At 70.6% G+C, this 23,230-nt stretch carries 17 protein-coding genes, 3 tRNA genes and 2 pseudogenes; 9 read left to right on the top strand and 13 right to left on the bottom strand.

The window, feature by feature from the left end; translation table 11 throughout:
* The first annotated feature begins 94 nt into the window (after positions 1–94).
* Entirely contained in the window at positions 95–2,782 is a 2,688-nt protein-coding gene (gene valS / locus MLY01S_RS05850) for a valine--tRNA ligase (RefSeq protein ID WP_067190236.1), read from the top strand.
* Positions 2,783–2,969: 187 nt separating this feature from the next.
* Here valS and MLY01S_RS05845 read toward each other — a convergent pair whose 3' ends face one another.
* The 7 genes and pseudogenes from MLY01S_RS05845 to MLY01S_RS13115 all read right to left on the bottom strand — a co-directional run.
* The gene (locus tag MLY01S_RS05845) at positions 2,970–3,584 is read right to left on the bottom strand and encodes a mycothiol-dependent nitroreductase Rv2466c family protein (RefSeq protein WP_067190205.1); all 615 of its coding nucleotides are present in this window, start codon (positions 3,582–3,584) and stop codon (positions 2,970–2,972) included.
* Between the two features lie 62 nt (positions 3,585–3,646).
* Entirely contained in the window at positions 3,647–4,945 is a 1,299-nt protein-coding gene (gene clpX / locus MLY01S_RS05840) for an ATP-dependent Clp protease ATP-binding subunit ClpX (protein WP_067190203.1), read from the bottom strand.
* 258 nt (positions 4,946–5,203) lie between these two features.
* Positions 5,204–5,869 (bottom strand): ATP-dependent Clp protease proteolytic subunit, encoded by a 666-nt coding sequence (locus MLY01S_RS05835; protein WP_067190201.1) that lies wholly within the window; start codon positions 5,867–5,869, stop codon positions 5,204–5,206.
* 41 nt (positions 5,870–5,910) lie between these two features.
* The gene (locus MLY01S_RS05830) at positions 5,911–6,525 is read right to left on the bottom strand and encodes an ATP-dependent Clp protease proteolytic subunit (RefSeq protein ID WP_174520639.1); all 615 of its coding nucleotides are present in this window, start codon (positions 6,523–6,525) and stop codon (positions 5,911–5,913) included.
* Between the two features lie 286 nt (positions 6,526–6,811).
* The gene (gene tig / locus MLY01S_RS05825; protein ID WP_067190198.1) at positions 6,812–8,251 is read right to left on the bottom strand and encodes a trigger factor; all 1,440 of its coding nucleotides are present in this window, start codon (positions 8,249–8,251) and stop codon (positions 6,812–6,814) included.
* A gap of 48 nt (positions 8,252–8,299) precedes the next feature.
* Positions 8,300–8,374, bottom strand: a tRNA-Pro gene (locus MLY01S_RS05820).
* Positions 8,375–8,758: 384 nt separating this feature from the next.
* Positions 8,759–9,137: pseudogene (locus tag MLY01S_RS13115) on the bottom strand (SDR family NAD(P)-dependent oxidoreductase); the annotation flags it as partial.
* A gap of 126 nt (positions 9,138–9,263) precedes the next feature.
* On the opposite strand from MLY01S_RS13115, the gene MLY01S_RS05805 reads away from it, so the two are divergent.
* Both MLY01S_RS05805 and MLY01S_RS05800 read left to right on the top strand, forming a co-directional pair.
* Positions 9,264–9,337 (top strand) — tRNA-Gly (locus MLY01S_RS05805).
* A gap of 139 nt (positions 9,338–9,476) precedes the next feature.
* Positions 9,477–10,232, top strand: a complete 756-nt coding sequence (locus MLY01S_RS05800; RefSeq protein WP_245232175.1) for a DUF1345 domain-containing protein — start codon at positions 9,477–9,479, stop codon at positions 10,230–10,232.
* A gap of 21 nt (positions 10,233–10,253) precedes the next feature.
* Here the strand turns inward: MLY01S_RS05800 and MLY01S_RS05795 are convergent, their stop codons facing one another.
* The 3 genes from MLY01S_RS05795 to MLY01S_RS05785 all read right to left on the bottom strand — a co-directional run bounded on the left by MLY01S_RS05795 (position 10,254) and on the right by MLY01S_RS05785 (position 12,627).
* Entirely contained in the window at positions 10,254–11,153 is a 900-nt protein-coding gene (locus MLY01S_RS05795; protein WP_067190190.1) for an Fpg/Nei family DNA glycosylase, read from the bottom strand.
* On the bottom strand, positions 11,154–11,627 hold the full coding sequence (locus MLY01S_RS05790) for a ribose-5-phosphate isomerase (RefSeq protein ID WP_067190188.1): 474 nt from the start codon (positions 11,625–11,627) through the stop codon (positions 11,154–11,156). It lies immediately after the preceding gene.
* A 115-nt stretch (positions 11,628–11,742) separates the two neighbouring features.
* The gene (locus MLY01S_RS05785) at positions 11,743–12,627 is read right to left on the bottom strand and encodes a dienelactone hydrolase family protein (protein WP_067190186.1); all 885 of its coding nucleotides are present in this window, start codon (positions 12,625–12,627) and stop codon (positions 11,743–11,745) included.
* Between the two features lie 324 nt (positions 12,628–12,951).
* Here MLY01S_RS05785 and pepN point away from each other — a divergent pair, with 324 nt between their 5' ends.
* The 3 genes and pseudogenes from pepN to MLY01S_RS12780 all read left to right on the top strand — a co-directional run bounded on the left by pepN (position 12,952) and on the right by MLY01S_RS12780 (position 16,802).
* On the top strand, positions 12,952–15,537 hold the full coding sequence (pepN, locus tag MLY01S_RS05780; RefSeq protein WP_067190184.1) for an aminopeptidase N: 2,586 nt from the start codon (positions 12,952–12,954) through the stop codon (positions 15,535–15,537).
* A 26-nt stretch (positions 15,538–15,563) separates the two neighbouring features.
* A pseudogene (locus tag MLY01S_RS12785) lies at positions 15,564–16,082 on the top strand (OsmC family protein); the annotation flags it as partial.
* Positions 16,083–16,343: 261 nt separating this feature from the next.
* On the top strand, positions 16,344–16,802 hold the full coding sequence (locus MLY01S_RS12780) for a globin (RefSeq protein ID WP_209279956.1): 459 nt from the start codon (positions 16,344–16,346) through the stop codon (positions 16,800–16,802).
* Positions 16,803–16,925: 123 nt separating this feature from the next.
* Here the strand turns inward: MLY01S_RS12780 and MLY01S_RS05770 are convergent, their stop codons facing one another.
* Entirely contained in the window at positions 16,926–17,669 is a 744-nt protein-coding gene (locus MLY01S_RS05770) for a DUF8185 domain-containing protein (RefSeq protein WP_245232174.1), read from the bottom strand.
* A gap of 99 nt (positions 17,670–17,768) precedes the next feature.
* Here MLY01S_RS05770 and MLY01S_RS05765 point away from each other — a divergent pair, with 99 nt between their 5' ends.
* A complete protein-coding gene (locus MLY01S_RS05765) occupies positions 17,769–18,821 on the top strand; it encodes an acyl-CoA thioesterase (protein WP_067190182.1) in 1,053 nt (350 codons plus the stop codon).
* Between the two features lie 118 nt (positions 18,822–18,939).
* On the opposite strand, the gene ettA is transcribed toward MLY01S_RS05765, so the two are convergent.
* Together ettA and MLY01S_RS05755 are read right to left on the bottom strand one after the other, a co-directional pair.
* Positions 18,940–20,622 carry an energy-dependent translational throttle protein EttA gene (gene ettA / locus MLY01S_RS05760; protein ID WP_067190180.1) on the bottom strand — a complete coding sequence of 561 codons (1,683 nt, stop codon included), beginning with the start codon at positions 20,620–20,622 and terminating at the stop codon, positions 18,940–18,942.
* A 69-nt stretch (positions 20,623–20,691) separates the two neighbouring features.
* The gene (locus MLY01S_RS05755; protein WP_067190178.1) at positions 20,692–21,297 is read right to left on the bottom strand and encodes a single-stranded DNA-binding protein; all 606 of its coding nucleotides are present in this window, start codon (positions 21,295–21,297) and stop codon (positions 20,692–20,694) included.
* Positions 21,298–21,497: 200 nt separating this feature from the next.
* On the opposite strand from MLY01S_RS05755, the gene MLY01S_RS05750 reads away from it, so the two are divergent.
* Together MLY01S_RS05750 and MLY01S_RS05745 are read left to right on the top strand one after the other, a co-directional pair.
* A tRNA-Arg gene (locus tag MLY01S_RS05750) sits at positions 21,498–21,571 on the top strand.
* Positions 21,572–21,604: 33 nt separating this feature from the next.
* Positions 21,605–23,107, top strand: coding sequence for a DUF2079 domain-containing protein (locus tag MLY01S_RS05745; RefSeq protein WP_245232173.1), 1,503 nt, complete (start codon positions 21,605–21,607; stop codon positions 23,105–23,107).
* The last annotated feature ends 123 nt before the right edge of the window (positions 23,108–23,230 follow it).

Here is a 23,230-nt window from a genome sequence, read left to right as displayed (position 1 = left end):
CGGTGGTCATGGCCCCAGCCTACGCGGGGTGAGCCTGCCGGCCAGGGCGAGGCGCCGCCGTCGGGACGGGCGCTCACATGACAGGATGGACCGCATGGCTGACAAGACCCCGGGCACAGACACGCCCGTCACCGAGTCCACCACCGCCGCGACCACCGAGGCACGCACCGTCTCGGTCCCGGACCGCCCCGCCCTGGAAGGCCTCGAGGAGAAGCTGACCGCCCGCTGGGCCGAGGAGCGCACCTACGCGTTCGACCCGGAGACCACGCGCGAACAGGTCTACTCCATCGACACTCCGCCGCCGACCGCCTCCGGCTCCCTGCACGTGGGCCATGTGTTCTCCTACACGCAGACCGACGTGCTCGCCCGCTACCAGCGCATGAACGGCAAGAACGTCTTCTACCCGATGGGCTGGGACGACAACGGCCTGCCCACCGAACGCCGCGTGCAGAACTACTACGGCGTCCGCTGCGATCCCGCCAAGCCGTACGTTCAGGGCTACCGCCCGCCGGAGAAGCCGGCGAAGAACCAGCGCGACTGGGACGTGGTCTCCCGGAAGAACTTCATCGAGCTCTGCGAGGAGCTCGCCGTGGAGGACGAGAAAGTCTTCGAGGACCTCTTCACCCGCCTCGGCCTGTCCGTCGACTGGGACATGACCTACCGGACCATCGACGACGTCTCCCGCGCCGTCTCCCAGCGCGCCTTCCTGGCCGGCATCGCCTCGGGTGACGCCTACCTGGCCGAGGCCCCCACCATGTGGGACGTCACCTTCCGCACCGCCGTGGCCCAGGCCGAGCTCGAGGACCGTGAGGTCCCCGGTGCCTACCACCGCTACGCCTTCACGGCCGCCGACGGTGAGCAGGTGTTCATCGAGACCACTCGCCCGGAGCTGCTGGCCTCCTGCTCCGCCCTGGTCGCCCACCCGGACGACGAGCGCTACCAGCACCTCTTCGGCACGACCGTCACCTCCCCGCTGTACGGCGTTCAGGTGGAGGTCTTCCCACATCCGCTGGCCAAGCCGGACAAGGGCTCCGGCATCGCCATGGTCTGCACCTTCGGCGATCTCAACGACGTCACCTGGTGGCGCGAGCTGCAGCTGCCGACCCGCACCCTGATCGGCCGCGACGGCCGCTTCGCCGCCGACACCCCCGAGTGGATCACCACGGACGCCGGCCGGCAGGCCTACGCGGACACCGTGGCCGGCAAGACCGTGTTCTCCGCCAAGCAGGGTGTGGTGGACGCGCTCACCGCGGCCGGCCTGCTGGACGGGGAGCCGAAGAAGATCATGCACGCCGTGAACTTCTACGAGAAGGGCGACAAGCCGCTCGAGGTCGTGACCTCCCGCCAGTGGTACATCCGCAACGGCGGCCGCGACGCCGACCGCCGCGCCGAGCTCATCGAACGCGGCCGCGAGCTGGCCTGGCACCCGGAGCACATGCGGCATCGCTACGAGAACTGGGTCGAGGGCCTCAACGGTGACTGGCTCGTCTCCCGCCAGCGCTTCTTCGGGGTGCCGATCCCGGTCTGGTACCCGTTGGACGCCGAGGGCGAGCCGGACTACGAGAACCCGATCCTCCCGGCCGACGACCAGCTCCCCGTGGATCCGGCCGCCGAGGCCGCCCCGGGCTTCTCCGAGGACCAGCGCGACGTCCCCGGCGGCTTCACCGGCGACCCGGACGTCCTGGACACCTGGGCCACCTCGTCGCTGACCCCGCAGATCGTGGGCCGCTGGTCTCGGGACGAGGCGTTCTTCACCAACGTCTTCCCGTTCGATCTGCGTCCGCAGGGGCACGACATCATCCGCACCTGGCTGTTCTCCACCGTGGTGCGCGCCCACGCCCTCAACGGCTCCGTGCCGTGGACGGACACCGCACTCTCCGGCTGGATCCTGGACCCGGACCGCAAGAAGATGTCCAAGTCCAAGGGCAACGTGGTGGTCCCGACCGACATCCTGGACCAGTTCGGCTCGGACGCCGTGCGCTACTGGGCCGCCTCTGCGCGCCTCGGCGCGGACACCGCCTACGAGGTGGCGCAGATGAAGATCGGCCGCCGCCTGGCCATCAAGCTGCTCAACGCCTCCAAGTTCGTCCTCAACCTGGGCGCCACCGAGTCCTCGGTGATCCGCTCGGCCGAGGACGCCGCGGCCGTCACCAACCCGCTGGACGCCTCCCTGCTGGCCCGCCTGGCGGCCACCGTGGAGCAGGCGACCCGGGCGTTCGAGGCCTACGACTACGCCCGCGCCCTCGCTGTCACCGAACAGTTCTTCTGGGCCTTCACGGACGACTACGTGGAGCTGGTGAAGGACCGCGCCTACGGCGGCCAGGGCGAGGCCGAGCAGGCGTCCGTGGTGGCTGCGCTGGCCACCACCCTGGACGCCCTGCTGCGCCTGCTGGCACCGTTCCAGCCGTTCGCCACCGAGGAGGTGTGGAGCTGGTGGCGGGCCGGCTCCGTGCACACCGCCGCGTGGCCGGGTGCCGCGGACGAGTCCGCCGCCCTGTCCTCCGCCGCCTCCGCCGGCGACGCCGAGGTCCTGCCCACCGTGGCGCAGGTCCTCGGTGGCGTGCGCAAGTCCAAGTCCGAGGCCAAGGTCAAGCAGCGCACTCAGGTGCGCTCGGCCGTGGTGACCGGCCCGGCCGAGTGGCTCGAGAAGCTGCGCCGTGGCCTGGCGGACCTGAAGGCGGCCGGCAACATCGCCGACCTCACCCTCACTGAGGGCGCCGCCGGCGAGTCCGCGCCGCTGACCGTCTCGGACGTGGAGCTGGCCCCGGCCGAGGACGCCTGACCCGCGCCGCACGTTCCCGGAAGGTGTCTCGGGAGCGCACGCGGCACGACGACGGCCCCGTCACCTCCTCGAGGTGACGGGGCCGTCCTCATGGCACGGGCCGGACGTCCGCGCCGTGCCGGCACTCGCACCGGGCGGCGCCGCCAGCCGCCGAGCGGCGGCCCCGGCGAGGCCGGGCGCGCGTCGATCAGTCGAACTGCGGCGTCGTGTCCCGGGCGCGCTTGATCTCGTAGAAGTACGGGTAGCGGGCCAGGGCCAGCGAGGCGTCGAAGATCTCGCCGGCGGTCTCGCCGCGCGGGATGCGGGTGAGGACCGGGCCGAAGAAGGCGACGCCGTCGAAGGCCACCACCGGGGTGCCGACGTCGTTGCCCACGAGGTCCTCGGCCTCCTTCTGGGCCTCGCGGAGCTTCGCGTCCAGGGCGTCGGACTCGGTGGCGGCGAGGATCGCGTCCGCGTCGTGGCCGAGCTGATCGGCGGCGGCGCGCAGCACGGCCGGGTAGTCCTTGTCCCCCTCGTTGTGGATGCGGGTGCCCAGGGCGGTGTACCAGTCGGCCAGGGCCTCGGGGCCGTAGGTCTCGCGCACGTGCATGGTGGCGCGGCCCGGGACGAGGCCGGCGTCGGTGTGCTTGCGGTAGTCCGGGTCCAGGTCGCGGCCCTCGTTCAGCATGTACAGGGACATCTGCTTGAACTCGACCTTCACGTCACGGACCTTCTCCACCTCCAGGATCCACCGGGAGGTGATCCAGGCGAACGGGCAGGTCGGGTCGAAGTAGAAGCCGACGGTGGGGGTGTTCTCGGTCATGCTGGGGTCCTTCCTTCGTGGGGCCGGCGGACCGGCCCCGGGGCGGGCGTCTTTCGGTCTGGTCAGGCGGACTCGTCCCGGCGGGAACGCTCGACGTCCGCCGGGATCAGCGTGGGCTCGGCGCCGTCGCGGACGACGTCCCCGGTGATCACCACGGCACCGATGTCCGTCCGGGAGGGCAGGTCGAACATGACGGGCTTGAGCACGTCCTCCATGATCGAGCGCAGGCCGCGGGCGCCGGTGCCTCGGGCCACGGCCAGCTCCACCACGGCGTCCAGCGCGTCGTCATCGAACTCGAGGTCCACACCGTCCATGAGGAACATCTTCTGGTACTGCTTCACCAGCGCGTTCTTCGGCTCGGTGAGCACCTTCACGAGCTGGTCGTGGGTGAGGTCCTCCACCGCGGTGATCACAGGCAGGCGGCCGATGAACTCCGGGATGAGGCCGAACTTGAGCAGGTCCTCGGGGCGGACGTCCGCGTAGGAGGTCTCGCCGTCCCCGAGATGGCTGAGCGGCGCACCGAAGCCGATGCCCTTGCGTCCGGCGCGGGAGCCGATGATCTCCTCGAGTCCCGCGAAGGCGCCGGCCACGATGAACAGCACGTTGGTGGTGTCGATCTGCAGGAACTCCTGGCGCGGGTGCTTCCGCCCACCCTGAGGCGGCACGGAGGCCACGGTCCCCTCGAGGATCTTCAGCAGTGCCTGCTGCACGCCCTCGCCGGAGACGTCACGGGTGATCGACGGGTTCTCGGACTTGCGGGAGATCTTGTCGATCTCGTCGATGTAGATGATGCCCTGCTCGGCCTTCTTCACGTCGAAGTCCGCGGCCTGGATGAGCTTGAGGAGGATGTTCTCCACGTCCTCGCCCACGTAGCCGGCCTCGGTGAGGCTGGTCGCGTCCGCCACGGCGAACGGGACGTTCAGTTGGCGGGCCAGGGTCTGGGCCAGGTAGGTCTTGCCTGAGCCGGTGGGGCCCACGATGAGGATGTTGGACTTGCCGACCTCCACGTCCGCAAGGTCCGTCCGCTCCGAGAAGCGGTCCGCGGACTCCGCGCCCTTGGACTGCGGGCTCCGGACGCGCTTGTAGTGGTTGTACACGGCCACGGCGAGGGAGCGCTTGGCGTTCTCCTGGCCGATCACGAAGCGGCCGAGGTGGTCGAAGATCTCCTGCGGAGTCGGCAGGACCATCTCGTCCGACTCGCTGACCTCCCCGAGCTCCTCTTCGATGATCTCGTTGCAGAGCTCGATGCACTCCTCGCAGATGTACACACCGGGCCCCGCGATGAGCTTGCGGACCTGCTTCTGGCTCTTGCCGCAGAACGAGCACTTGAGCAGATCGGCGCTCTCTCCGATGCGTGCCATGGAACGGGACTCCTCCGGGTCTGACTGCAGTGTGCGGGTCCGGGCCCATCGGGTCGGGGCCGGACGTGTGCGGCGCGGACCTCACCGGTCCGGCAACGGAGCCGCAGGGCTCCACGCGTACGAACCAGGATACGACCCGGTCCGGACACGACAGCGAATCGCAACGGCCCCGGACCGTGCACCGGCAGCGCACGGCCCGGGGCCGTCGTCGTGGACTGCTGCGCCGGGCGGGACCGACCGGTCCCGCCCGGACGCCGGTCAGGCGGACGGGCGGGTGATCTTGCGGGAGGACAGCACCTCGTCCACCAGGCCGTACTCGAGCGCCGCCTGCGCGGAGAGGAACTTGTCACGGTCGATGTCCCGGGAGACCTCCTCGGCCGACTTGTCGGTCAGCGAGGCGAGGGTCTCCTCCATCCAGACGCGCATGCGGTTGATCTCCTGCGCGTGGATCTCGAGGTCGGTCGCGGTGCCGCGGTCGCCCTGCATGGCCGGCTGGTGGATCATCACGCGGGCGTTCGGCAGCGCGAGGCGCTTGCCCGGCGCACCGGCGGCCAGCAGCACGGCGGCGGCGGAGGCGGCCTGGCCCAGGCACACGGTCTGCACCTCGGGGCGGATGAACTGCATCGTGTCGAAGATGGCGGTCATCGCGGTGAAGGAACCGCCCGGGGAGTTGATGTACAGGGTGATGTCGCGCTCGGAGTCCATGGCCTCGAGCACGAGCAGCTGCGCCATCACGTCGTCGGCCGAGGCGTCGTCCACCTGCGAGCCGAGGAAGACGATGCGGTCCTCGAACAGCTTGGCGTAGGGGTCCTGGCGCTTGAAGCCGTACGGGGTGCGCTCCTCGAACTGCGGGAGGATGTAGCGGGCGTCCGGAGTGGGCTGGGAGGGCTTCGCGGTCGGGAGCCCGGCGGTGTGGTGGTTCATGACTGTGTCTCCTGGAAGGTCGTGGGTCCGCGGGCGTGGCCTCAGGCCTGCATGCCTCCGCCGCCGGAGACGGCGGTGGAGCGCTCGGCGATGTGGTCGATGAAGCCGTAGTCGAGGGCCTCCTGCGCGGTGAACCACTTGTCACGCGCGTTGTCCTCGAGGATCGTCTCGACCGACTGGCCGGTCTGCTCCGCGGTGAGCTCGGACATGACCTTCTTCATGTGCAGGATCAGCTGCGCCTGGATGCGGATGTCCGACTCGGTGCCGCCGATGCCGCCGGAGGGCTGGTGCATCAGCACGCGGGCGTGCGGGGTCGCGTAGCGCTTGCCCTTGGTGCCCGAGGAGAGCAGGAACTGGCCCATGGAGGCGGCGAGGCCGGTGGCCACGGTGACGACGTCGTTCGGGATGAACTGCATCGTGTCGTAGATGGCCATGCCTGCGGTCACGGAGCCGCCCGGGGAGTTGATGTAGAGGTAGATGTCCTTCTCCGGGTCCTCCGCGGAGAGCAGGAGCATCTGCGAGCAGATGGCGTTCGCGTTGTCGTCGCGCACATCCGAGCCGAGCCAGATGATGCGCTCCTTGAGCAGACGGTTGTAGATGTAGTCCTCGCGCTGTGCCGGGTCCACCGACTGCATCCGGGGGGTGATGTCCGTCATCACGGGTGCCTTCCTGTTGGCCTGCCGGGTGGGGCTCTGCCGACCGCCCCCTCAGGGGCGGACGCAGGCCCGGTATCTGGCTCGAGCCTACTCATCCGTGCCGCGCCCGTGGGGGCACGGCGGACCATTTCGCTGTTGGCGCATGGTGGGCGCCCGGGCCACCGCGGCGACGCGCCCGCGGTCGCCGGGGCGGACACCGCACGACGACGGCGCCGCACCTCCCGTACGGGTGGTGCGGCGCCGTGCGTCTCGGCCTCGTCCCCTCACGCCGAGGGGACCACGCGGATCAGGCGTCCTTCTCGTCGGCCTTCTTCTTGGCAGGGGCCTTCTTGGCGGCCGGCTTCTTGGCCGGGGCCTTCTTCTCGCCCTCGTCCTTCTTGGCCGGCTTCTCCTCCTCGGCCTTCTCGGCCTCGGCGGCGTCCACGGCCTCTTGGCCGCCCGGGGTCACGAAGGCGGTGAGGTCCACGGCCTTGCCGTCGGTGTCCTCCACCTTCGCGTACTCGAGCACCTTGGCCAGCGCCTTGCGACGGCGGACCTCGCCCATGATCATCGGGACCTGACCGGCCTGGTCCAGCATCATGGCGAACTGGTTCGGGTCCATGCCGTACTCGGAGGCGGTGGCGATGATGTACTCGATCAGCTCGCCCTGGTCGACCGAGACCTCCTCGGCGTCCGCCACGGCGTCGAGGATGACCTCGTTCTTGAACGCCTCACGGGTGTTCTGCTCGAGCTCGGCGCGGTGCTCCTCGGTGTCGTGGTCGTCACCGGCGGTGTGTCCCTGGGAGTTGAAGTGCTGTTCCAGCTGCTCGGCGATCACCGCGTCCGGGACCGGCACCTCGACGAGCTTGACGAGCTCCTCGAGGACCTTGTCACGGGCCTCGACGCCCTGGCGGTTCTGAGCGGCCTCGGCGGCCTGCTTCTTCAGGTCCTCCTTGAGCTCGGCCACGGTGTCGAACTCGGAGGCCAGCTGGGCGAACTCGTCGTCGACCTCGGGCAGCTCGCGCTCCTTGACGGCCTTGAGGACCAGCTTCACGGTGGCCTTCTCGCCGTCGTGCTCGCCGCCGTTGAGGGTGGTCTCGAAGGTGGCGTCCTCCTCCGCGGACAAGCCGTCGAGGGCCTCGTCGATGCCCTCGAGCATGGTGCCGGCGCCGACCTGGTAGGACAGGCCTTCGGCGGCGTCGACCTGCTCGCCGTCGACGGTGGCGGTCAGGTCCATGGTGACGAAGTCGTCCTTGGCGGCCGGACGGTCCACGTCCTTCAGGGTGCCGAAGCGGGCGCGGAGCTGGTCCAGCGCCTCCTTCTCGTCCTCCTCGGTGGCAGAGGACGGCTCGACCGTGACCTTCAGGCCCTTGTAGTCCGGCAGCTCGATCTCCGGGCGGACGTCGAACTCGGCGGTGAAGGTCACCGGGTCCTCGCCCTGGGCGCTCGGGGTGCCGGTGACGTCGACCTCGGGACGGGAGATCGGGGTGACCTCGGCCTCCGCGGCGGCCTGCTGGAACCAGGTGTTCAGGCCCTCGTTCACGGCGGTGTCCACGACGACCTCGCGGCCGAAGCGCTGGTCGATCAGACGCGCCGGCACCTTGCCCTTGCGGAAGCCCGGGATCTGGACCTGATCGGCGATGTCCTTGTACGCCTTGTCCAGAGCCGGCTTCACCTCCTCGAAGGGGACCTCGACGGCCAGCTTCACGCGGGTGGGGCTGAGGTTCTCTGCGGTGGTCTTGACCACGGATGGCTCCTGTAGGGGTCGGTGTCTGTACGGAATGTCAGGGAAGAGTCGGGGTGACAGGATTTGAACCTGCGGCCTCACGCTCCCAAAGCGCGCGCTCTAGCCAAGCTGAGCTACACCCCGGATCGCCTGCGGGACGCGGGTGGACCCGGTCCGTCCCGCCAGAGGCATGACGTCCTTGACGCAGCCTGCCGGTCGGCAGACTGAGCCAGACTACCGCGCCGCGCCGTCACAGGGAAAATGTCCGCGTTGGAGGCCAGGCAGCGGCCGCAGGGCGTTCGGGAGCCGTCAGCGGCCGGTGCGGGGCGTCTGCTTGTCGGCCGCCCGGTCTGCGGCGACGGGCTCGGCGGCACCGGCGCGGCCGGTGAAGCCGTCCATGGTGGCATTGTCGCCGAGCATGTCCATGACGGCGTCGAACGCACGGACCGGCAGCAGCCACGGCACCGTGGTCTGTGCTCCTGCGAACATGCCGGTGTCGATGTAGAACGGGCACACCACCAGGGACCGGACCGCACTGCCGGCCTTGCGCAGCTCGGCGCGCAGGGACTCGGCGAAGCCCACGGCGGCGTGCTTGGAGGCGGAGTAGTCGGTCTGGCGAGCCACCCCCACCAGGCCTGCGGCGCTGGCGACGGTGACGACCACACCGGCGTTGCGCCCCCATGCCCGGCAGGAACGCGCGGGTGACCCAGTACGGGGCGAGCGCGTTGACCTCGAAGGTACGGCGGATGCCTGCCTCGGTCGCCTCGGTCAGCGGGGCACCGGTGACCACGCCTGCGTTGTTCACGACGACGTCCACCTCCGGGCTCTGCCGGCTCGCCTGGGCCACGGCGTCGGTGGACGTGACGTCCACGGCGACGGCGAGCGCCTCGGCTCCGCGCACACGCACCTCAGCGGCGACGGCCCCCGCGGACTCGGCGGCCACGTCCCAGACGATCACCTGGGCCGCGGTGCCTCGGAGCACCGGCGTCACGTGCTAGTGTGGACGCCGTTCCGCTTGAGAGGGCGGCGCCGTGGGGATGTAGCTCAATGGTAGAGCCCCAGTCTTCCAAACTGGTTACGCGGGTTCGATTCCCGTCATCCCCTCCAGAAATCACGAGCCGACTGCGCTGCGGCTCCGTTGCCGACGAGGCCGCCCCTGTGCAGGATGGGTCCCATGGGGAGCACCGAGCAGACTCGTCGGAACGCATCGGGCAGATCCATCCACCGGCCCTGGCATCGTCGGGTCGTGGAGGACGACACGCAGCGTATGGTCCTCCTGTCCCTGCTGGCAGGTGTCGTCGCGGCGGGTCTGAGCACCCTGGTGATCCTCCCGCCCCTCGGCGCTGCGCTGGGCCTCGGCGACGCCCGCCCCCACACCTGGATGACCGGGCTGATGACGCTGTGTCTGATGTGGTCGATCTACTGCGCGCTGAACGTGCTGGTGCTGCACTGGTGGCTCGGCCGCCGGGACTCGGAGGACCTGCACACGCTGCTGCGCACGCACTCCCGCGGACCGAAGGAGTCCCTCAACCCTCTCGGCTGGCGCGCCCTGGTGCTGGGCGAGTCCAGCACGCTGGGCAACACCGCCACGTTCTCGATGATGGCGATGCTCGTGGTGGTCGTCTCGATGTGGATGCCCGAGGCACGGTCCGTGCCGACCATGCGCGTCCTGGCGGTGGTCACGGTCCTGGCGTCCTGGACGAGCATCGTCCTGGCCCAGGCGCTGCGCTATGCCCGCCTGGCCGCCCAGCACGATCCGGAGCGGCCACGGGCCGCGGGCGAGTCCTGCGCGCCTCCGATCCGCTTTCGCGGCTCCGACGCCCCGGTGTTCTCGGACTATGTGTCCCTGTCCCTGACGCTGTCCACCATGATGGGTGCCCAGGACGTCGTGTTCTCCGGGCGCGCCGCCCGTACGGCCGTCCGGGAGCATGCGATCGTCGGGTTCCTCTTCAACTCGATGATCATCGCAGCGCTGGCCTCGCTGCTGCTCACCGTCACTTGAACGGGTCCTGCCGCCGGACGCTCAGGTCTGGCAGACCATGCACCGGTAGAGCCGTCGGCTCGCCATGTCCTCGGCGACGATCTCGTCCTCGCCGCAGACAAGGCATGGCTGCCCCTGCCGCTGATACACGTAGTTCGCGTGCTCCGGCCAGGCCTGCTCGGCAGTCACGCCCGGCCTGTGCTCCTGGCGGGTGGTGACGATCCGCCCGAGCCGCACGCCGGCCCGCAGCAGCCGGCGGTTGTCCTCGTACAGGGCGCGCAGACCCTCCTCCCCCAGGTCCTTCGCCGGCCGCCACGGGTCGACTCCGGCCCGGAACAGGGACTCGGCCCGGTAGATGTTGCCGATGCCGCCGACCATCGCCTGGTCCATCAGCACCACCCCGATCGGCCGGCGCGTCTTCCCCGCCCGCAGCAGGAACGGTGCCGGGTCGTCGTCGTTGAGCGGGTCCGGACCCAGCTTCGCGGTGACCTGAAGGACCTCCGCAGGCGTGAGCACGCGGCACGTCGACGCCCCGATCAGGTCCGCCCACCCGTGGGCGGAGACCAGCCGCAGCCGCACGGTGGCCGCAGGCGGTGGCGGGACGGCGGCGGACGGTGAGGGGCCGTCGTCGTCAACGGCGGAGGGCAGCTCCCGTTCCCCGATCCTCCGCGGCGCCCCGATCGACGAGGCGGCCGCGAAACTCTCGTCTCCGCCGAAGGAGAAGGCACCGTACAGGCCGAGGTGCACGTTGAGCGTCAGCCCGCCGGAGAAGTCGGCGAAGAAGTGCTTGCCGTGCGCCCAGGCGCGCTCGAGGACCTGACCGTCCAGCAGGGCGGCACCGTCTGCGAAGCGGCCCTGCGGGGAACTGGCACGCAGGGCCTGACCGCCGAAGACGTCCTGGACCTGGCGGGCGAGTCGGTGCAGAGAGTGCCCCTCAGGCACTCACATCAGCACCTCTCCGGTGGTCTCGTAGTGGGCGATCTTGCCGATGCGGCGCACGTGACGCTCGTCCTCGGAGAACGGCTCGGCGAGGAACGCCTCGATCAGCGCGGTGGCCTCCTCGAGGGAGTGCTGCCGGCCGCCGACGGCCACGACGTTGGCGTCGTTGTGCTGCCGGGCGAGCCGGGCGGTGTCCAGGTTCCAGGCGAGGGCGGCACGGATGCCCTCGACCTTGTTGGCGGCGATCTGCTCGCCGTTGCCGGAGCCTCCCAGCACGATGCCCAGGGAGTCCTGGCCCTCGGCGCGCTCGGCGGCGACGGCCTTCGCGGCGTTGATGCAGAACCCCGGGTAGTCGTCCAGGGCGTCGTACTCGGCAGGACCGTGGTCCACCATCTCGTAGCCGGCGGCGGTCAGGTGCTTCACCAGGTGGGCGGACAGCTCCATCCCGGCGTGGTCGGTGGCGATGTGGACGCGCATGGGGTGCTCCTGTTCGGCGGGCCGCATGGGGCGGGGGCGGTCGTGGGTCACTGACATCGTAGTGACCCACGACCGCCCCCGGTCGCGCGCTGAGGAACGCCCGGGATGCGTCGGCTCAGCCTCGCGTCGTCGTCTCAAACGACGTGAGGGCCGGCGCCGGGGCGAGGTACGCCGAGCGGTATGCCTCATCGCCGTCCAGGAACAGCCGGAGGAACGCCGTCATGCGGGGCAGGATCGCGCGGTCCGGGGTGACGCCCGCCCAGTGCGTGCCCAGGCGATGGGTGAACAGCCCGCGGTCGGCCGCCGAGGTCAAGCCGCGGTAGATCGGCACGGCGTGCTCGGCGGCCGGCGCGGTCTGGTCGATGCCTCCTGCGATGATCAGCGTAGGGGCCGTCACACCGGTGATCGGCGTCTGCGTCCAGGGGTGCACGCCGATCACGGCCCGCACAGCCAGGGATTCGGCGGCGATGAGCGCGCCGCCGCCTCCCATCGAATGGCCGACCAGGGCCACCCGGTCGCCGTCGACCACGTCCGCCCAGGCCGGCAGGCTCGGGGCCGCGTCGACGGCCGCGCGGACCATCGTGGCCCGGAGCGTCGGGTTCTCCACGCCGGCGAACGAATTGGCGCAGAGCACCGCGAATCCGTGCGAGGCGAAGCGCCGGGCGATGCCGTGCATGACCGCCCCGGGCTCGGCGAAGCCCGGGAAGGTCACGACGATCCCCAGGTCGGCACCGGCCGTGGCGTCCGCGGGCCAGAACAGGTGACCGCCGGCGAAGCCGCGCACATCGGCGACGGCCAGCGGACGGTCCTGCACCGGATGCGGTCCGACGGTGTCGACCGGCACCGTGGTCGGTTCCACCGCGGCCGCGGGGGCGGCACCGAGGCCGGCCAACACGGCGAGACCACCGAGCGTCAGCGTCCGACGACCGAGGTAGGCGTTGCCGCCGGAGAGGCGGGAGCCATGAGCGGGCGAGGCGGAGTCATGGTGAGTGGGGCACATGAGATGTCTTTGCCTTCGTCTGACGGACCTGAGTTGCGGTTCCGGCCCTGCCACTACACGCTCCGGGACGTCGCGCGGGCGACCGGGATATTCGAGACGCTACGGACCGCAAGTATCGGCGCACAAGAGACGATCGGACAGATCTGCCGACGTGCAGCCCACTCCCCCGCCCGTGCGTCGTTCGGGACCGTCGTTCCCTGTCCGCAGTGGCGCGCACCGCATCAGGTGCATGCGACCTATGTGTCCTATTGTGGACCGCCGGGACCTTGCCACCGTGACGGGGTCCACGCGCCACACGTCACCGATCGACTCTGGAGGCCATCCGTGAGCACCGCCGCACGCCTGAACATCACCCGCGAGGAGGCCGCCGAGCGCGCCGCCGCCGTGGAGGTGCAGTCCTATGACGTGGCACTGGACCTGACCCTGCCGGGCGATCGCTTCGACTCCGTGAGCACCGTCCGCTTCACCGCCGCCGACGCCGCCGTCGGCACCTACACGTGGATCGACTTCGTCTCCACCCAGACCCCGACGGTCACCCTCAACGGGCAGGAGCTGGACTCCGCCGACTACGACGGCGCCCGTGTGAAGGTCGGTCCCCTGGCCGCCGAGAACGAGCTCGTGGTGGCCGGCGAGGCCGACTACATGACCACCGGCGAGGGGCTGCACCGCTTCATCGACCCGGTGGACGACGAGGTGTACCTGTACACCCAGTTCGAGGTGCCGGACTCCCGCCGCATGTTCGCCGTGTTCGAGCAGCCCGACCTCAAGGCGACCTTCGCCTTCACCGTCACCGCCCGCGCCGACTGGGCCGTGGTCTCCAACCAGCCGACCCCGGAGCCGACCGCCGCCGGCACCGACGCGGACGGCCGTGAGACCGCCACCTGGGCCTTCTCCCCCACCCCGCGGATCGCCTCCTACATCACCGCGCTCGTGGCCGGCCCGTACAAGTCCACCCACTCCGAGCTGACCAGCGCAGACGGCCGCACCATCCCGCTGGGCGTGTTCTGCCGCGCCTCCCTGTTCGAGCACCTGGACGCGGACAACATCTTCGATCTGACCCGCCAGGGCTTCGAGTTCTTCGAGGCCCAGTACGGCCACCCCTACCCGTTCGAGAAGTACGACCAGCTGTTCGTGCCGGAGTTCAACGCCGGTGCCATGGAGAACGCCGGCTGCGTGACCTTCCTGGAGAACTACGTGTTCCGCTCCACCGTGCCCGAGGCCATGGTCGAGCGCCGCGCCATCACCGTCCTCCACGAGCTGGCCCACATGTGGTTCGGCGACCTGGTGACCATGAGGTGGTGGAACGACCTGTGGCTGAACGAGTCCTTCGCCGAGTTCATGTCCACCCTGGCCGCCGCCGAGAACACGAAGTACACCGGCGCCTGGACCACCTTCAACTCCATGGAGAAGTCCTGGGCCTACCGCCAGGACCAGCTGTCCTCCACCCACCCGATCAAGGCTCCGATCCGGGACCTGGACGACGTGCTGGTGAACTTCGACGGCATCACCTACGCCAAGGGCGCCTCCGTGCTGCGCCAGCTGGTGGCCTGGGTCGGCCAGGAGAACTTCATGGCCGGCGTCCGCGCGTACATCGCCAAGCACGCCTGGACCAACACCGAGCTGCCGGACCTCATGGTCGAGCTGGAGAAGGCCTCCGGCCGCGACCTGTCCGAGTGGACCGCCCAGTGGCTGGAGACCTCCGGGGTGAACACCATCGCCGTCGAGGTGGAGACCGACGGGTCCGGTGCCATCACGTCGCTGGAGTTGGTGCAGACCGCCCCGGACGGCTCTGCTCTGGCCCCGGGCGACCAGGTCCTGCGCCCGCACCGCATGGCCGTCGGCTTCTACGACGTGGACGCCGAGGGCAAGCTCACCCGCGTGGCCCGCCATGAGCTGGACGTCGCCGGGGAGCGCACCAGCGTGGCGGACGCCATCGGCTCCCGGCGTCCGGCCGTGATCCTGCCGAACGACGACGACCTGGCCTACGCCAAGATCCGCCTGGACACCGAATCCTGGGCCGTCGCCGCCACCGGTCTGAAGGACGTGGCCGAGTCCCTGCCGCGCACCCTGCTGTGGTCCTGCGCCTGGGACACCGCCCGCGACGGCGAGGCCTCGGGCCGCTGGTTCGCCGACCTGGTGCTGGCGAACATCGGCCACGAGAAGGACTCCTCCGTGGTGCAGACCCTGCTGCGTCAGCTGGCCACCGCGCTGGGCCAGTATGTGCCGGAGGACGAGGCCGCCGAGGCCCGCGCCGCCGCCGCGGACCGTCTCTGGGAGCTGGTGCAGGCCGCCGAGGCCGGCTCGGACAGCCAGCTGCAGTTCGTGAAGGCCCTGGCCCTGCACGCCCGCACCGACGCCCAGCTGGACACCGTGGCCGGCATCCACGACGGCTCTGTGGAGGTGCCGGGCCTGGACCTGTCCACCGACCTGAAGTGGGAGCTGCTCACCTCGCTGGTGGCCGGCGGCCGCGCCGGCGAGGCGGAGATCGCCGCCGCCGAGGCCGAGGACCCGACGGCGACCGGCGCGTTGGCCGCCGCCCAGGCCCGCGCCGCCGTGCCGACCGCCGAGGCCAAGGCCGAGGCGTGGAAGCAAGTCGTGGACGGCTCACTGTCCAACACCACCCAGCGCCAGGTGCTGCTGGGCTTCCAGCGCGTCAACGACCCGGCCCTGATCGCCGAGTACGCGGAGAAGTACTTCGAGGGCATCGAGGGCGTGTGGAACTCCCGCTCGCACGAGATGGCCGAGACCGCCGCGACCCTGGGCTTCCCGTCCTCGCAGGTCTCCCAGCAGACCTGTGACCGCGCCACCGCCCTGGTGGATGCGATCAAGGGGTCCAACGCGGGCCTGGCCCGCGTGGTGGCCGAGTGCCGCGACGACATGGCCCGTGCGCTGAAGGCGCGCCAGGCCTGAGGCGGATGGCCGTCGTCTGAAGGACGATGCGGCCCGGCAGAAGCGATCGTGCCGGGCCGCTGGCCTCTGTGTCCGTGCACCGGCTCTGCTGCCGGTTCACCGCCACTAGGCTGGACGCCATGAAGCACCAGTTCAGCCTCCGTGCAGAGTGGACCGGCAACCAGGGCTCCGGCACGTCCGGGTACAGGGACTACCGACGTGACGTGACGCTGCAGGCCGCCGGCCCGGGCGAGATCTCCGGTTCCTCCGCCCGGGCGTTCCACGGTGACGAGTCCCAATGGAACCCGGAGCAGCTGCTGCTCGGCGCGCTGGCCCAGTGTCACACGCTGTCCTACCTGCACCACGCCACCGCCGCCGGTGTGGTCGTCACCGGCATGACGGTGGCGGTGGAGGGCACCCTGGAGGTGGATTCCTCCGGTGCAGGCCGGATGACCGCTGCCACGCTGCGCCCCGAGGTGTGGCTGGCGGACGAGGCCCAGCGCGAGCAGGCCGACGGCCTCCACGCCCCGGCCCACCGCGACTGCTTCATCGCCAACTCCCTGAACTTCCCGGTGGAGCTGGCCCCGCAGGCACCACGCCAGATGCCGCACCTGCCGGAGTTCTCCTCCCGCCTGGGCGCGCCGATCGCCGTCGCCCGTCCGCGTCCGGCGAACCGCCCGTCCCAGGTGACCGGCATGAAGGACCGGCCCACCGAAGTCGAGCCGGTCATGCGGGAAGACCTGCCCACCGGCGCCGAGCAGGTCGCCGCGCGGGACGCGGGCCCCGCCGCGCGCTCCGGGGACACGCCGCAGCTGCTCCCGCCGTCGATGCGCCCCGCTGCCGGCGCCCCGACCACCGCCGACCGCGCCGCCACCCCGTCCGCGGCGGCCTCGGCGCCGGCGGCCCCCGGACAGGCCACCAGCTTCTTCGAGGCCGTGGGCGGCCACGAGACCTTCGCACAGCTGACGAAGGTGTTCTATGAGAACGTCCGCCAAGACCCGCTGCTGGCGCCGATGTACCCGCAGGATGACTGGGAGGGCGCCGAGGAGCGCCTGCGCCTGTTCCTCGAGCAGTACTGGGGCGGCCCGCGCACCTACTCGGAGCAGCGCGGCCACCCGCGGCTGCGCATGCGCCACATGCCCTACAAGGTGGACTTCGCCGCCCGAGACGCCTGGCTGCGCCACATGCGCACCGCCGTGGACTCCCTGGACCTGGCCCCGCTGCAGGAGGCCGAGCTCTGGGACTACCTCGAGCGCGCCGCGCACTCCATGGTCAACTCCGCCTGAGCGGCCTGACCCCCCCCGCCTGAGCGGCACCGGCCCACCACCGGGGTGGACGGGGCGGGGTCCGTCGTCGGGAAGTGCCGGAAGGCGTCCGGCGAGGCGGCGGTGAGGCTCACGGCCGGCGGGTCAGAGGGCGACCGCGGGCCTGTGGAGGACGAAGCCGCCGGTGGTGTCGATGCGCGTCCACGGCCCCGACTGCAGGACGCGGGCGCGGCCCTCCGGCGGGAGGAAGCCGAGGGCGAATGCTGCGAAGGCGCATCCGGAGGGGACAACGGCCGGTTCGCCCAGCATCTGGCCCCAGACGGCTGCGCGCAGACGCTGGACCACGGCGTCCCCGGGGTTGGTCGGCAGGGCCTGTCGGATGGCCGTGATGCCGTCCTTGGCCACCATGATGAGGTCCTTGTGGGCGACCTCGGCGACCTGGGTCCAGCCCGCGCGCGGCGGCGTCAGGGCAGTCCACGGCTGGTTCTCCCGGGACGGCGGGACGCTGAAGGTACGGTCCACGCCGCCGGCCGGCCCCGAGTCCTTCATCCGCGCGGTGCGCTCGAGGACCGCGGCCAACGGCACGGTCGCGTCCAGGTCATCGGCGTGCTCGGCGGAGGCGACCGGGACGGTGCGCAGGCCGAGGATCGTGGGCACCTCGTCGCCGAGTCCACGCGGTGCCATGACGTTCACCCACTGGGCGAGGACGGCGTCCTTCCCCTCCGCGGCCGGGCCGATCAGCTGCAGGCGCATGCCGGTGTCCGAGACCTTCTTCGCACGTGTGGCGAACTGCTCCAGGTCCGCGACCGCCGCATCCGAAGTGAGGGTCAGGCGGGACGGGTCTGCATGGGTCTCGGATCCGGCTCCGGGGCGGCGCTGCTCAGTCATACTGGTCATTGTCGCAGGGCGGCTCCGGCTTCCGGGGCCCGCCACGCGCCGCAGCCGAGCAGTACCGCTGGTACCGTACCGCGCCGAGGAGGAGGACGCATGAGACAAGGACCGGAGCCCGAACACGAGGGCAACCAGGGCTCGCCGGCCCGGCGCCCCCTGCGCCACGGCCTGGTGCGTCCGGACACCGCTCCGGCCGATCCCACCGCCATGCTCCGGGGCCTGCTGGAGCTGGAGGAGGCCGCTGCCCATCCGCTCACCGGCGACGCTCGCTTCACCGGCATCACTCCAGAACAGGCCCATGGTCGCGTGTTCGGCGGCCAGGTGCTCAGCCAGTGCCTCGCCGCCGCCGCGCGGACGGTGGAACCCGGCCGGGACGCGCATTCGCTGCACGGCTACTTCGTGCGCCCGGGCGACGCCTTGAAGCCCATCACCTTCACCGTGGAGCGGGTCCGCGACGGCCGCTCCTTCTCGGTCCGCCGCGTGCTCGCCAGCCAGGACGAGAAGGCCATCCTCACTCTCACCTGTTCCTTCCAGGCGCCGGCAGACGGCGTCGACCACCAGGCGACCATGCCGGAGGGCGTGCCCGCCCCGGAGGAGCTGCCCACCACTGCGGACCTGCTCGGCGACATCCGCCACCCCATCGCCCAGGAGTGGGCCTGGGCCCGGCCCTTCGACATCCGCCACGTGGCCCCGGCCGTCTACGTGAGTCCCGCCGCCGAGCGTACGAACACGAACATGGTCTGGATGCGGACCTTCACCCGGCTGGCCGACGACCCGAACCTGCACCGCGCGGCGCTCGCCTACGCCTCCGACTACACGCTCCTGGAGCCCATCCTGCGCCAACACGGCCTCGCCTGGACCCAGCCGAAGATGTCCGTGGCCTCCCTGGACCACTCCATGTGGTTCCATCGTCCGGCCCGCGTCGACGAGTGGCTGCTCTACGTCCAGTCCAGCCCGTCCGCCCAGGGCTCGCGCGGCCTCGGCCAGGGACACGTCTTCACCCGAGACGGGGAGCTGGTGGCCACGGTCGCGCAGGAGGGCATGCTCCGCCTGCCGCAGGGGTCCGATGCGGTGACCGCCAAGGTCCAGGGTGCGCTGCAGACCCTGGCGATGAAGACGGTGATGCGGCGCCCGCGTCGAAAGGGCTGATCGGCGGCACGAAAAGCCTGATCGGCAGCACGGGTGTCCGCCGGCTCGGCCGGCACCGACCGCGGCCCGCCGTCGAGGAGTGCTCGCACGGCGGGCCGCGGGGCAGGCTCGGACGCGGTCAGTCGCGGGTGAGCTTGCGGTGGGTGACGCGGTGCGGGCGGGCGGCCTCGGGGCCGAGGCGCTCCACCTTGTTCTTCTCGTAGGACTCGAAGTTGCCCTCGTACCAGTACCAGTTGGCCGGGTTCTCCTCGGTGCCCTCGTAGGCCAGCATGTGGGTGGCCACGCGGTCCAGGAACCAGCGGTCGTGGGAGACGACCACGGCACAGCCCGGGAACTCGAGCAGCGCGTTCTCGAGGGAGGTCAGGGTCTCCACGTCGAGGTCGTTGGTGGGCTCGTCGAGGAGCAGCAGGTTGCCGCCCTCCTTGAGGGTCAGGGCCAGGTTCAGGCGGTTGCGCTCACCGCCGGAGAGCACGCCGGCCTTCTTCTGCTGGTCCGGGCCCTTGAAGCCGAACGCGGACACGTAGGCGCGCGAGGGCATCTCGACGTTGCCGACCTTGATGTAGTCCAGGCCGTCCGAGACGACCTCCCACAGCGACTTCTCCGGGTCGATGTTGGCACGGGTCTGGTCCACGTACGAGATCTTCACGGACTCGCCGATCTTCAGTTCGCCGCCGTCGAGCGGCTCGAGGCCGACGATGGTCTTGAACAGGGTGGTCTTGCCGACGCCGTTCGGACCGATCACGCCGACGATGCCGTTGCGGGGCAGCGAGAAGGACAGGCCGTCGATGAGCACGCGGTCGTCGAAGCCCTTCTTCAGGTCGGTGGCCTCGATGACGACGTTGCCCAGGCGCGGGCCCGGCGGAATCTGGATCTCCTCGAAGTCCAGCTTGCGGGTCTTCTCGGCCTCGGCGGCCATCTCCTCGTAGCGGGCCAGGCGGGCCTTCGACTTGGCCTGGCGGCCCTTGGTGTTGGAGCGGACCCAGTCCAGCTCCTCGGCGAGGCGCTTGGCGAGCTTCGCGTCCTTCTTGCCCTGGATCTCCAGGCGCTTCTGCTTGGTCTCGAGGTAGGTGGAGTAGTTGCCCTCGTACGGGTAGAGGCGGCCGCGGTCGACCTCGCAGATCCACCCGGCCACGTGGTCCAGGAAGTAGCGGTCGTGGGTCACGGCCACGACGGCGCCCGGGTAGGAGGCCAGGTGCTGCTCCAGCCAGAGCACGGACTCGGCGTCCAGGTGGTTGGTGGGCTCATCGAGCAGCAGGAGGTCCGGCTTCTCCAGCAGCAGCTTGCACAGCGCCACGCGGCGCTTCTCGCCGCCGGAGAGGTGGGTCACCGGGAAGTCGCCCGGCGGGCAGCGCAGCGCGTCCATGGCCTGCTCGAGCTGGGAGTCCAGGTCCCAGGCGTCGGCGGCGTCGATCTCGGTCTGCAGCGAGCCCATCTCCTCCATGAGGGCGTCGAAGTCCGCGTCCGGGTTCGCCATCTCGTCGGAGATCTCGTTGTAGCGCTGGATCTTGCGGTAGATCTCCCCCACGCCCTCCTGGACGTTCTCGAGCACCGTCTTGTCCTCGTCCAGCTCGGGCTCCTGCATGAGGATGCCGACGCTGTAGCCCGCGCTCAGCCGGGCGTCGCCGTTCGAGGGCTCGTCCAGGCCGGCCATGATCTTCAGGATCGTGGACTTGCCCGCGCCGTTGGGACCGACCATGCCGATCTTGGCGCCGGGGAAGAACGACATCGTCACGTCGTCCAGGATCAGCTTGTCGCCCACCTTCTTGCGGGCCTTGACCATGGTGTAGATGAATTCCGCCATGCTCACCAGGCTAGTCGGTGGCCGCCGAAAACCTCGCCTCGACGGCCACCTTCGCCCGAGAGACGAGACTCACGCCCAGCTCGGGGTGCGCTCAGACGCCTCGGCGGCGGCCTCCTCGAACTCCTCCTCGGCCTCCTCACCCCCGGCGTCGCCGGGCACCTCTGCGGACCACGGGTCCGCCAGCGACTCGCCCACACGGGCCAGCTCGCCGGTGTCCGGGTCCACACGATGCCCCTCGGGCACATCGGCCTCGTCGACCTCCTGCGGTTCCCCCGGCTGCCCGGTGCGTACCTGGAAGTCCTGGTCGGCCTGGTGTGCGGAGACCGTCTTGTTGTAGGCGCAGGTGCCGAAGTTCAGGTCCAGCCCGACGGCGTCCGCCACGATGTCCACCGAGGTGCCGGAGCGTTCCTCGGTGGACCAGTCCCGGATGCGCTGGCGTCCGACCACCACGAGCGGGTTGCCCTTCTTCGTGGACTGCAGCACGTTGGTGGCCTGCCGCCCGAAGACGGCCACGTTGTACCAGTTGGTGTGGGCGTCCGCCCAGTGGCCGGCCGCGCGGTCGAAGCGCCGCTCGGTGGTGGCCATGCGGAAGTTGACGACGGTGACGCCGTTCGGTGTGGTGCGCTCGGCCGGGTCGGTGGCGATGCGGCCGCGGAGGGTGATGGTGTCCTGCATGTGCGGATCCCTTTCCGGTGGTGGACCGGCCCGGATGGCCGGCCGCTGGGACCAGTCCACGCGGCACGTCTGCCGTGGCGCCAGGGCTCACCCCGCTTCTGTGGACGGCTGAGCCGGTCCGGTCGGCTGTGCAGGACAGGAGGGACCCGCGGACGCCGCCGCGGCGTGCCCCGGCGGAGCAGTAGACTGGCCGATGCCCAGCCCCAGTAGCTCAGCCGGACAGAGCAGCGGCCTTCTAATCCGCCGGTCGGGGGTTCGAATCCCTCCTGGGGCGCTTCCCGTGCACGGCCGACCCCTGAGGAGTCCCTTGCGTTCCCGCCTGAGAGCCGCGCTGACGGCCCCGCACTCCCCCGTTCCCGCGGTGACGGTGTCCCGCGGCCAGTGGATCCAGCTCGGCCTGCTCATGGCGGCCTTCGCGGCACTGTACGTCACGCACTCGTTCCTGCGCTTCGCCGCCTACGAGGCGAAGGGCTACGACCTCGGCATCTTCGACCAGGCCGTCCGCCAGTACGCGATGTTCAAGGCGCCGATCGTCCCGGTCAAGGGCGTGGACTTCAACCTGCTCGGTGACCACTTCCACCCGATCCTCGCGCTGCTCGCGCCGTTCTACTGGATCTGGGACGACCCGCGGATGCTCGGCATCGTGATGGCCCTGTGCCTGGCCGTCTCCGCGATCCCGGTCTACCTGTTCACCCGCCGCCGCACCGGTCACGTCACCGCGATGATCGCCTCCGCGGCCCTGCTGCTGTGGTGGCCGTTCCAGGCGATGGTGAACTGGGACTTCCACGAGATCACCCTCGGTGTGCCGATCATGGCGTGGCTCATCTGGGCCCTGGACGGTCACCGGGCCTGGCTCGCCACGGCGCTGGCCGTCAGCCTCCTGTCCGTCCGCGAGGACATGGGCATCACCCTGGTGGCGATCGCCCTGGTGATGGCGATCCGCCGCCACTGGTGGCCGGCGCTCGTCACCTTCGTGTCCGGCCTGGTCGGCTACTGGTTCGCCACCTCGGTGGTGATCCCGCACTTCTCCCCCAGCGGCGCGTTCGGATACTGGCAGTTCACGGCCCTCGGCCCGGACATGGGCAGCTCGCTGACGTTCCTGCTCACCCAGCCCTGGAACGCCGTCGCCGTGCTGTTCGACCACCCGCTGAAGGTCGCCCTGTGGCTGCTGCACTTCGTGCCGCTGCTCCTGCTGCCGCTGCTCAGCCCGGTGACGCTCATGGCGCTGCCGATCATCTGCTCCCGCCTGTTCAACGACCGCCTCAACGTCTGGTCCCCCGTCTACCAGTACGACGCGATCCTCGCACCGATCCTGCTGATGGCCGCGATCGAGGTCGCCGCCCGCCTCGGCCTGCGCTGGCCCAAGGTCTCGAGACTCCCCACGGCAGTGGCCTCGGTCCTGCTGGCCTCCGGACTGGTCGGCACCGCCTTCTTCCCCCAGGTGTTCCCGTTCCACCGCACGCTCACCGGCGAGCTGCACCTGCGCCAGCACGGCCAGGACCTCGCCCACGCCGTCTCCCTCATCCCGGACGGCGTCTGCGTGGAGGCGGCCGACAACGCCGTCCCCCACCTGACCACCCGCACCTATGTGGGCCTGCACGGGGACATCGGCGACGAGCTGTCCACCTGGATGATCGTGGACACCAAGGTCGAGGAGCTCGGCGGCTGGGACCCGCTCACCCCGGACCAGGCCCTCGAACGCGCCGAGCGCCTGGGCTTCAGCGAAGTCTGGCACGAGCGGGACGTGGTCGTCCTCGAGAAGAAGGGCGCCCCTGTCAGCCCGGTCTGCCCGGACTACCTGGAGCGCTGAGCCAGCGGCGCCCGCCGTGCGCCGCAGGCCCGGTGGCCGGGTGACGTCCGTGGCGCAGCCCCGCCCCGCGGTGCCCCTCCTGGACCACGACGGCGGTGGCCCACCTCCTCCAGGAGGTGGGCC

The organism is Micrococcus lylae NBRC 15355, assembly GCF_001570885.1.
In the GTDB taxonomy this organism is placed as follows: Bacteria; Actinomycetota; Actinomycetes; order Actinomycetales; family Micrococcaceae; genus Micrococcus; species Micrococcus lylae.
Note: the sequence above shows the minus strand (reverse complement) of the source record. Positions and strands in the feature narration are given on the sequence as shown.

What these genes read in the sequence shown, in the direction of transcription:
- valS (WP_067190236.1), top strand. Translation starts at nt 95, where the DNA reads ATGGCTGACAAGACCCCGGGCACAGACACGCCCGTCACCGAGTCCACC.
- MLY01S_RS05845 (WP_067190205.1), bottom strand. Translation starts at nt 3,584, where the DNA reads ATGACCGAGAACACCCCCACCGTCGGCTTCTACTTCGACCCGACCTGC.
- clpX (WP_067190203.1), bottom strand. Translation starts at nt 4,945, where the DNA reads ATGGCACGCATCGGAGAGAGCGCCGATCTGCTCAAGTGCTCGTTCTGC.
- MLY01S_RS05835 (WP_067190201.1), bottom strand. Translation starts at nt 5,869, where the DNA reads ATGAACCACCACACCGCCGGGCTCCCGACCGCGAAGCCCTCCCAGCCC.
- MLY01S_RS05830 (WP_174520639.1), bottom strand. Translation starts at nt 6,525, where the DNA reads ATGACGGACATCACCCCCCGGATGCAGTCGGTGGACCCGGCACAGCGC.
- MLY01S_RS05790 (WP_067190188.1), bottom strand. Translation starts at nt 11,627, where the DNA reads ATGCGCGTCCACATCGCCACCGACCACGCCGGGATGGAGCTGTCCGCC.
- MLY01S_RS05785 (WP_067190186.1), bottom strand. Translation starts at nt 12,627, where the DNA reads ATGTGCCCCACTCACCATGACTCCGCCTCGCCCGCTCATGGCTCCCGC.
- MLY01S_RS12780 (WP_209279956.1), top strand. Translation starts at nt 16,344, where the DNA reads ATGCGCCCCGCTGCCGGCGCCCCGACCACCGCCGACCGCGCCGCCACC.
- MLY01S_RS05770 (WP_245232174.1), bottom strand. Translation starts at nt 17,669, where the DNA reads ATGACTGAGCAGCGCCGCCCCGGAGCCGGATCCGAGACCCATGCAGAC.
- MLY01S_RS05765 (WP_067190182.1), top strand. Translation starts at nt 17,769, where the DNA reads ATGAGACAAGGACCGGAGCCCGAACACGAGGGCAACCAGGGCTCGCCG.
- ettA (WP_067190180.1), bottom strand. Translation starts at nt 20,622, where the DNA reads ATGGCGGAATTCATCTACACCATGGTCAAGGCCCGCAAGAAGGTGGGC.
- MLY01S_RS05755 (WP_067190178.1), bottom strand. Translation starts at nt 21,297, where the DNA reads ATGCAGGACACCATCACCCTCCGCGGCCGCATCGCCACCGACCCGGCC.